Below are 8,226 nucleotides of genomic sequence, written 5' to 3' on the forward strand. Positions count from 1 at the left end.
CAAACAAGCGAGGCGCATAATAATGGTTACAAAATTGCCAATGCAACGCTGCGGTTTATATAATATTATATATAAAATCATATAGATGGGTGTGCATAATGAGTACATTACAGCTAAAACCACGCGAATTAAAAATTATCTCCGTCATTGCAGCCACCCACAGCATTGGTGATGCCGCCGCCCTGCTGGGTATGGCGCAGGCCAACGTCAGTAAATATCTGTCTGATTTTGAAACGCGGGTTGGGCTCAAGGTTTTTGAGCGCACCACGCGGCAGCTGGCCCTGACCCAGTTTGGTGAAGCGTTACTCCCCTACGTGAATGCCACGCTGGATAAGAACAGCCAGCTTGTTAATTTCATTGCTGATTATAAGCATGAAAAGCGCGGAAAAGTGACGATCTATGCCCCAACAGGTATCGTGACCTACCTCGCGCGACACGTGATCCATCAGATAGAAGACATCGGCGACATCCGCATCTCCCTGAAAACCTACAATCTGGACCGGAATGAATTTTCAGAAGGCGTTACCTTTCCGGATGACTGCGACATTTTAATTACCTATGCTCAGCCGAAAGACGAAAGCCTGGTGGCCAGCGTTTTGACACAATATTCCGTTACGGCCTTCGCAACCGTAGAATATTTAAATAAACATCCCTTAACCGGACCTGAAGATTTAATTAATCACTCCTGTATTCTCATTGACTCCATGCTGGTCGATGAAGCCAACATCTGGCGTTTCCGCGTGCACGGCAGCGATGACGTGCATGACTACCGGGTGACCGGTAATTATATTTGCGACAATACGCAGACGGCCCTGGAGCTGGCAAGAAATAATCTTGGGATTGTTTTTGCGCCAAAAGAGAGCCTGAAAAAAGAATTAACGAAAGGCATGCTCGTCCCCTGCTTCCCGCATCAGGAAGAGTGGTGGCTCGATCTGACCGCCATCTTCCGCAAACGCGAATACCAGCCCTGGCGCGTGCAATACGTTCTGGATGGCGTACTGAACTGCCTGCGCCAGCAAATCGCTCAGGCCGCCCACGGACGGCCTGAGCTGGGCGACTAGAACAGCCCCAGTGGCTTATCGGAATAGCTGACCAGCAGACATTTGGTCTGCTGGTAATGCTCCAGCATCATCTTGTGGGTTTCACGCCCGATGCCCGACTGCTTATAACCGCCAAATGCCGCGTGTGCCGGATAGGCGTGATAGCAGTTGGTCCAGACGCGCCCGGCCTGAATGCCGCGGCCCATTTTATAGGCCAGATTACCGTTGCGGCTCCAGACGCCTGCCCCCAGGCCATACGGCGTGTCGTTGGCAATCGCCAGCGCCTCCTCCATCGTTTTAAAGGTGGTCACGGCCAGCACCGGTCCGAAGATTTCCTCCTGGAAAACGCGCATGGTGTTCTGCCCGAACAGGATCGTCGGCTCAAGGTAATACCCGTCCTGCAGATCCCCTCCGAGCACCTTACGGCGTCCGCCGGTGAGAATATCCGCCCCCTCCTTCTTGCCGATGTCGATGTAGTTGAGGATCGTTTCCAGCTGTCCATGCGAGACCTGTGCCCCCATCTGGGTGACATTATCGAGCGGGTTACCGCTGCGGATAGACTCGACGCGGCGAATGGCCCGCTCCATAAAGCGCTCGTAGATGGATTCCTGCACCAGCGCGCGGCTTGGGCAGGTGCAGACTTCGCCCTGGTTAAACGCAAACAGCGCAAACCCTTCCAGGGCTTTATCAAAGAAGGCATCCTCTTCCTCCATCACGTCCTCGAAGAAGATGTTCGGGGATTTCCCGCCCAGCTCGAGGGTCACCGGAATGATGTTTTGCGTGGCGTACTGCATGATCTGCTGGCCCACCTCCGTCGACCCGGTAAACGCCACTTTGGCAATCCGTTTTGAGGTGGCCAGATATTCCCCTATCTCACCGCCCGCACCGTTGACCACGTTAATCACGCCCGGCGGCAGCAGATCGCCAACAATTTCCATCAGCAGCAGGACCGAGAGCGGGGTCAGACGCGCCGGTTTGAGCACAATACAGTTTCCGGCCGCGAGCGCGGGCGCCATTTTCCAGCTCGCCATCAGCAGCGGGAAGTTCCACGGAATAATTTGGCCTACTACCCCCAGCGGTTCGTGGAAGTGATACGCCACGGTGTCGTTGTCAACTTCGCTGATCCCGCCCTCCTGCGCGCGAATACAGGAGGCAAAATAGCGGAAGTGGTCGATAGCCAGCGGCACGTCAGCCGCCATCGTTTCCCGGATCGGCTTGCCGTTATCCCAGGTTTCCGCCGTCGCCAGCAGCTCCAGATTTTGCTCCATCCGGTCGGCGATTTTGAACAGGATCGCCGCCCGGTCCTGCACGGAGGTGTGAGCCCATTTCTCTTTCGCTTTGTGCGCCGCATCCAGCGCCAGGTCGATATCACGCTTACCGGAGCTGGCAATCTCGCACAGCGGCTGGCCGGTAACCGGGGTCAGGTTGGAATAGTATTCGCCGTCGACGGGCGCGACCCAGTCGCCGCCAATAAAGTTGTCATAACGGGGCTTCAGCTTGAGGGGAAAACCATACTCGCCGGGCTGGATACGCGATGAGGGAGGATTGTTTGTCATGTCCGTCTCCTTGCTGTTGGTGTACAACAAGGGTAGTTCCGGGTGGCGATTTTCTCGCCAACCGGTAACGGTGTTTACGACGGAGGTCACGGAGTTTCAGGAAATAATAACGAATCGCGCAACAGATGATCGTTACCGCGACGACGGGTAAAGCCGATGCGGTTGAAATACTCCAGGATCTGAATCGCCAGCTTGCGGCCCACGTTCAGCCGATCGCGGAAATCCGCTGCGCAGGTCGAGCCGCGCGCCTGATCCAGCTCGCGGATCAGGTTGGCAAACGCCACAATGCGATCGTTACGGTAGTAACGATCTTTCACGATCGCGACGATTAGCCCCTGCTGCGCCGCATGGCGCAATACCTGGCGCATCACCTGCTCGTCGGTGTTGGTTTCGCGAGCCAGATCCCGAACCCACCACGGCTCATCGCCAAACAGCGGGGCTACTTTTTGCCATATCGCCTCCTGATCTGCGGTGAACCCGGCCTTGTGATCCGGCAGGTGCAGCCAGCCGTGGTGGCTTTTAATCACCCCGCTTTCGCGCATGTTTTCGATCAGCAGCAGCACCAGCGCATCGTCTTCCATCGGCAGCGCCATGCGTCGCAGACGCTCACGGCCCGGGCCTGGCTCGTCCTGATGCTGTTCGTGGTAAGTCGCAAGCGTGTTCAGTATCTTACGCTGCCATTGCGCAGCAACCGGGGCATTGAGCAGGCTGTCTCCGGCCTGTATAAAGCCCGGCTCCTGGGTCAGCTGGCGTAAGCCTTCCCCGCTCAGCTGGCGTGCCCATGCAAAATCACGCAGACTCACCGCCCCACGATCGAGGTGCACCCGCAGCGCGGCGTTATCCTCTTTGGCCTGCGCCAGCGCGGCCAGCCACTGCAGATATTCCGGCTTACGCTTGCCGCGTCGAGGTGGGTTAAGCGCCACCACGCGCGCCCCCGCCAGCGTTTCCCTTGCAGAAATATCACGCAGTACCAGACGATCGTTGTCTGCCAGCCAGAGCGGCGAATCGAATACCAGCTCGGCAAGGTCGTTTTCCAGCAGCGACACGCGCCCGGTGATATGGCTGGCCGCGTGATGAATATGCAGCGGCTGCCATTGGGTCAACGGTATGTGTGTCTGCAGGGAGACAATCACGCGTTCAGACGGTTCCGGCGGAGCATCGGCCAGCAGCCAGTCTCCGCGGTTCAGCTGCTCTTTTTCCGCATCCCCGGCAATGTTCAGCGCGATACGTTGTCCGGCGTGGGCACGGTCAGCGGGCTGGTTTTGTGCGTGCAGTCCGCGCACGCGCATCGGTTTATTCACGCCCGTCAGCCAGAGGGTATCTCCCACGCTGACTTCACCGCTCAGCGCGGTGCCGGTTACGACCAGCCCCGCACCTTTTACGGTAAAGGCCCGGTCGATCGCCAGACGAAAGCGGTGATGGCTGGCGTGAGCGCGTGATGAAAGGTGCTGTAAATGGTGGCGAAGTTCGTCGATACCACGCCCTTCTGTCGCCACGGTGACAAAAAGCGATGCATCGGCAAAGCCATACTCCCGCAGTGTCGCCTGGACCGTTTCGCGCACCTCGCTGACGCGCGCGTCATCCACGCGATCGGCTTTGGTCAGCGCCACGGTCAGCTGCGGGTTGCCGGTTAGCTGCAGGATCGCCAGGTGCTCGCGGGTTTGCGCCATCACGCCGTCATCGCAGGCCACCACCAGCAGGGCATGATCGATGCCGCCCACGCCCGCCAGCATGTTAGACAGAAACTTTTCATGCCCCGGCACATCAATAAAGCCCAGCACGCGGCCATCAGGCTGGGGCCAGTAGGCATAGCCCAGATCGATGGTCATGCCGCGCTTTTTCTCTTCCGGCAGGCGGTCGGCGTTTACGCCGGTAATCGCCTGCAGTAACGTGGTTTTTCCGTGGTCAACGTGACCGGCGGTGGCAATAATCATTTCAACAACATCTCCAGAAATCGCTCTTCATCTTCAAGGCAGCGCAGATCCAGCCACATTCGGCCGTCGTAAATCCGCCCGAGAACCGGCGTCGGCAGGCCACGCCAGCGTGACGACAGGGCGTCAAGATGGCTACCGCGCCCGTCACGCGGCGTGAACGTCAGCGCCTCACTCGGCAGCCTGTCCACCGGCAGCGAACCGCTGCCAATCTGCGACTGGCAGGGCTCAATGCGAACGTCAAAATCGGGGTAGTGCGGGGCGACGCGCGGCAGCAGTAACTCGGCCTGGGCGCGAATCGAGGCGGCATCCCGGCTTAACAGGCGCAGCGTGGGCAGGCGGTCGGCCAGTTTTTCCGGGTAAAGATAGAGCCGCAGCGTCGCCTCCAGCGCGGCAAGCGTCATTTTATCGGCGCGCAGGGCGCGCTTGAGCGGATGCTGCTGCAGCTGCGCAATCAGCTCGCGCTTGCCGACGATAATCCCGGCCTGCGGCCCGCCCAGCAGTTTGTCGCCGGAAAAGCTGACCAGGCTCACGCCCGCCGCAATCATCTCTTGCGGCATAGGCTCTTTTGGCAGCCCGTACAGGCTCAGATCCACCAGCGAGCCGCTGCCGAGATCGGCAATCACCGGTATATTCAATTCGCGCCCAATCGCCGCCAGCTCCGCCTCTTCAACCGTTTTGGTGAAGCCTTCAATATGGTAATTGCTGGTGTGGACCTTCATCAGCAGGGCGGTATTTTCATTCACCGCCGCGCGATAGTCTTTCGCATGGGTACGGTTAGTGGTACCCACCTCATGCAGCGTACAGCCCGCCTGGCGCATCACGTCAGGAATACGAAACGCTCCGCCAATCTCCACCAGCTCGCCGCGGGACACCACCACCTCTTTGCCGCTGGCGGTGGCCGCCAGCATCAGCAGCACCGCTGCGGCGTTATTATTCACAATGCAGGCATCTTCCGCGCCGGTCAGCTGGCACAGCAGCTCCGCCAGCGCGCGGTCGCGGTGCCCGCGTCCGGCGCCGTCCAGATCGTACTCCAGCGTTACGGGCGCTTGCATGGCCTGCACGACTGCGGCAACGGCCTCTTCCGCCTGCTGCGCGCGCCCCAGGTTGGTATGCAGCACGGTTCCGGTCAGGTTTATCACCGGGCGTAATGCGCTTTGCGCCTTCTCATCCAGCCGCTGTTCAACTTCCTGCTCCCACGCGCTACACCAGGCGGGCAAGGCGTTTTCTGCCTGAATCGCGCATCGGGCTTCGTCCTGAAGCAGGCGTAACATTTCCACCGTCGCGGTATGGCCGAAACGCTCAGCAACAGCATGAATGCGGGGTTCGCGAAGAAGACGGTCGGTAGCGGGGATCTGGCTGTACAGCGAATGATGAGTAGTCATGAAGGCGCCTGGCGAGTAAATATCTTCCCCCCTCCCGACGGGAGAGGGAGTTAACATGTTGGGGGGATTGTACCGCCTCCGACGGCGAAGTGTTATAACCCGCGTCAAGCCTTTGGTGGTTCGGTACGGGCAAAGCTCTCGCGGCTAAACAGCGTGTCTGCAAGCTTCACCAGCAGCGGACGGTCGACGCACCAGCCCGGGGAGACGTGGCGGAAGTTGAGATAACCAATCGCGCAGGCGATGGCGATGGTCCCCAGGTTCAGGCTGTCGGTGTCGATCTTTCCCTCCCGGATAAGCTGTTCACACCTGTCCAGGCTGCGGCTGATTTTTTCCCGCTGGCGTAACAGTTCCGTTTCCGACTGCTGGGCAGCGGGCCTTGCCTGTTCCCGTACGGAGGTTAACGCCGCATCCATAATACCGTCGGCCAGGGCTTCGACCTGCTTCACCGCCAGCGCCGCTTTTGGGTCAGCAGGCAGCATAGCCGGGGCAACGCCCAGCAGCTCAATGTACTCGGCAATTATTGGGGAATCGAACCAGTACTCGCCCTCGTCCGTAACCAGCGCCGGGACTTTTCCCAGCGGGTTGTACTGCGCAACGCCGTTTTCCGCGTTGTAAGGCTGTTCATTCACGAATTCAAATTCAATCCCCTTCTCCAGCAGGAGAATCGAGATTTTTCGCACGAAGGGACTGGTGTAGCTGCCGATGAGTTTCATTGCCTGATCCTTAATGCCGGAAAAAAGTCAGTATGGATCAAGCGATGAAAAAAGGGCAGGTCTGCATGTCGCATTCCTGCCCTGGAAGGATTAGTGATCGAGGTAGAGGTAGTGCATCCAGCTGGTCATACGCAGCAGTACTTTACGCATGACCGAGACGTGGGCGAAGTGGTCCGAATAGACCGCCACCTGGGCATAGATACCGTCCGGCAGGGCATCGACTTCAGCGTCAGGGCTCAGCTCGATGATGGCCTGCACGCCATCCGTGCCCGGCGTGACCGTCAGAGACTGGAGCGCACCCTGCGCCTGATAGGTCCCCCCCGGCACCACCGGCAGAATTGCGGTGAGCTTCCCGGAGAATACCTGGCCCGGCAGGGCGTTAAACACCACTTCCGCTTCATCGCCCGGTTTCAGACGCAGCAGCGAGTTCTGGCGGAACTGGGCCACAATCTGACGCTTCTGTTCAGGAATGAAGACCATCACCGGACGCAGAGGCAGCGCGGCGGCATAGGTCCCCGGACGGATCAGCACCTGGGTGATGTAACCATCGCTCGGCGCACGCACCACGGTCTGGTCCAGGTTATATTTGGCTTCGGCAAGCTGGGCACGTAACGAAGCAATCTGTGACTGCTCGCCGTTCACCATGCTGTCTAACTGGCTTTGAATCTGCACCTGCTCAGCCACGGAGCCTTTCACCATGGCATCCTGTGCCAGATAGTTTTGCCGCGCGTTATCAATATCGCTTTCAGAGAAAGGATTCACCTTCGCCTGGCTGCCTTTCAGGTAGCGCTGATAATCTTTATAGAGGCGATCGCGCTCAGCGGAGACGCGTGTGGTATTGGCAACCGCTTCCGACAGCTGCGCTTTCAGGTTATCGATATTGTGCGTCGCGGTTACCAGGTCGGCCTGGAGTCTGTCGACGCGCGCCTGGTAGCGGCCAGGATCCAGTTTAAATAACACTTCGCCTTTTTTAATAAGCTGGTTATTTTTATCCGTGACTTCACTGACCACACCGGTCACCTGCGGCGTGATTGGAATAGAAATAACCGCTTTTTGCGCCGTAAAGGTATACGGATGGTTATAGTTCATTAACAGAATAAGACCGGCAACAATAAATACGCCGCCTAATGTTGCGGTGGCAAGCGTCCACTGGTTGACCGGAATTCGGAATATTTTAAAAATGGCCCAGGCAAATGCCACGTAGGTCAAAATAATCAACAGATCCATGATTAGCGCTCCAGCGTGTTCTTATCAGCAGTGGGCTGTACTGCAGCCAGCTTTTGTTCGAGTTCCGCCACGCGTTTGGCCAGCGCATCCATGCCCGGAACTTCATCAGGCTTTGTGATGTGGTTTTGCATGCCCCAGCCGCGATCTTCGCGGTACAGCGTGGCCCAAATCCACAGGAATGGCCAGATGGCATGGAGTGTAAACAGGCTAATCCAGCCTGCCGTATGAATGGCATCGGCATGCGGATGGTTACGCTTTTTGGCCATATTATAAGGAATATCATGGATGGCGATGATTCCGTAAAAGAGAACCAGAAATACAAAAATCAATACGCCCAGCGCAAAATAGTTGAGAAACATATTCTCCTCACTTAA

7 protein-coding genes are annotated in these 8,226 nt (G+C 57.8%); 1 reads left to right on the top strand and 6 read right to left on the bottom strand.

Translation table 11 applies throughout. The features are described 5' to 3' along the window. The first annotated feature begins 98 nt into the window (after positions 1-98). Entirely contained in the window at positions 99-1,061 is a 963-nt protein-coding gene (locus tag N6P30_RS19415) for a LysR family transcriptional regulator (protein ID WP_008502735.1), read from the top strand. Here the strand turns inward: N6P30_RS19415 and aldB are convergent. From aldB to N6P30_RS19445, 6 genes are all read right to left on the bottom strand, one after another. After that, on the bottom strand, positions 1,058-2,596 hold the full coding sequence (aldB, locus tag N6P30_RS19420) for an aldehyde dehydrogenase AldB (RefSeq protein WP_023294820.1): 1,539 nt from the start codon (positions 2,594-2,596) through the stop codon (positions 1,058-1,060). The two genes, N6P30_RS19415 and aldB, sit on opposite strands and share 4 nt — an antisense overlap. Before the next feature lie 86 nt (positions 2,597-2,682). Further along, on the bottom strand, positions 2,683-4,530 hold the full coding sequence (selB, locus tag N6P30_RS19425) for a selenocysteine-specific translation elongation factor (RefSeq protein ID WP_032664679.1): 1,848 nt from the start codon (positions 4,528-4,530) through the stop codon (positions 2,683-2,685). Continuing rightward, a complete protein-coding gene (gene selA, locus N6P30_RS19430) occupies positions 4,527-5,912 on the bottom strand; it encodes an L-seryl-tRNA(Sec) selenium transferase (RefSeq protein ID WP_023294818.1) in 1,386 nt (461 codons plus the stop codon). Before selA ends, selB begins: the two co-directional genes overlap by 4 nt. A 104-nt stretch (positions 5,913-6,016) precedes the next feature. Then, positions 6,017-6,625, bottom strand: a complete 609-nt coding sequence (locus tag N6P30_RS19435; protein WP_008502731.1) for a glutathione S-transferase — start codon at positions 6,623-6,625, stop codon at positions 6,017-6,019. A gap of 90 nt (positions 6,626-6,715) precedes the next feature. Further along, entirely contained in the window at positions 6,716-7,852 is a 1,137-nt protein-coding gene (locus N6P30_RS19440; protein ID WP_021242439.1) for an HlyD family secretion protein, read from the bottom strand. A gap of 2 nt (positions 7,853-7,854) precedes the next feature. Next, complete coding sequence (locus N6P30_RS19445; protein WP_008502729.1) at positions 7,855-8,211, bottom strand: DUF3302 domain-containing protein; 357 nt, start codon at positions 8,209-8,211, stop codon at positions 7,855-7,857. Positions 8,212-8,226 lie beyond the last annotated feature (15 nt).

It is taken from the genome of Enterobacter sp. PL1, from assembly GCF_945957325.1.
Classification (GTDB): Bacteria; Pseudomonadota; Gammaproteobacteria; order Enterobacterales; family Enterobacteriaceae; genus Enterobacter; species Enterobacter roggenkampii.

Bases quoted from the DNA above. Each gene is read 5' to 3' on its own strand.
- selA (WP_023294818.1), bottom strand. From the start codon at position 5,912: ATGACTACTCATCATTCGCTGTACAGCCAGATCCCCGCTACCGACCGT.
- aldB (WP_023294820.1), bottom strand. From the start codon at position 2,596: ATGACAAACAATCCTCCCTCATCGCGTATCCAGCCCGGCGAGTATGGT.
- N6P30_RS19440 (WP_021242439.1), bottom strand. From the start codon at position 7,852: ATGGATCTGTTGATTATTTTGACCTACGTGGCATTTGCCTGGGCCATT.
- N6P30_RS19415 (WP_008502735.1), top strand. From the start codon at position 99: ATGAGTACATTACAGCTAAAACCACGCGAATTAAAAATTATCTCCGTC.
- N6P30_RS19445 (WP_008502729.1), bottom strand. From the start codon at position 8,211: ATGTTTCTCAACTATTTTGCGCTGGGCGTATTGATTTTTGTATTTCTG.
- N6P30_RS19435 (WP_008502731.1), bottom strand. From the start codon at position 6,625: ATGAAACTCATCGGCAGCTACACCAGTCCCTTCGTGCGAAAAATCTCG.
- selB (WP_032664679.1), bottom strand. From the start codon at position 4,530: ATGATTATTGCCACCGCCGGTCACGTTGACCACGGAAAAACCACGTTA.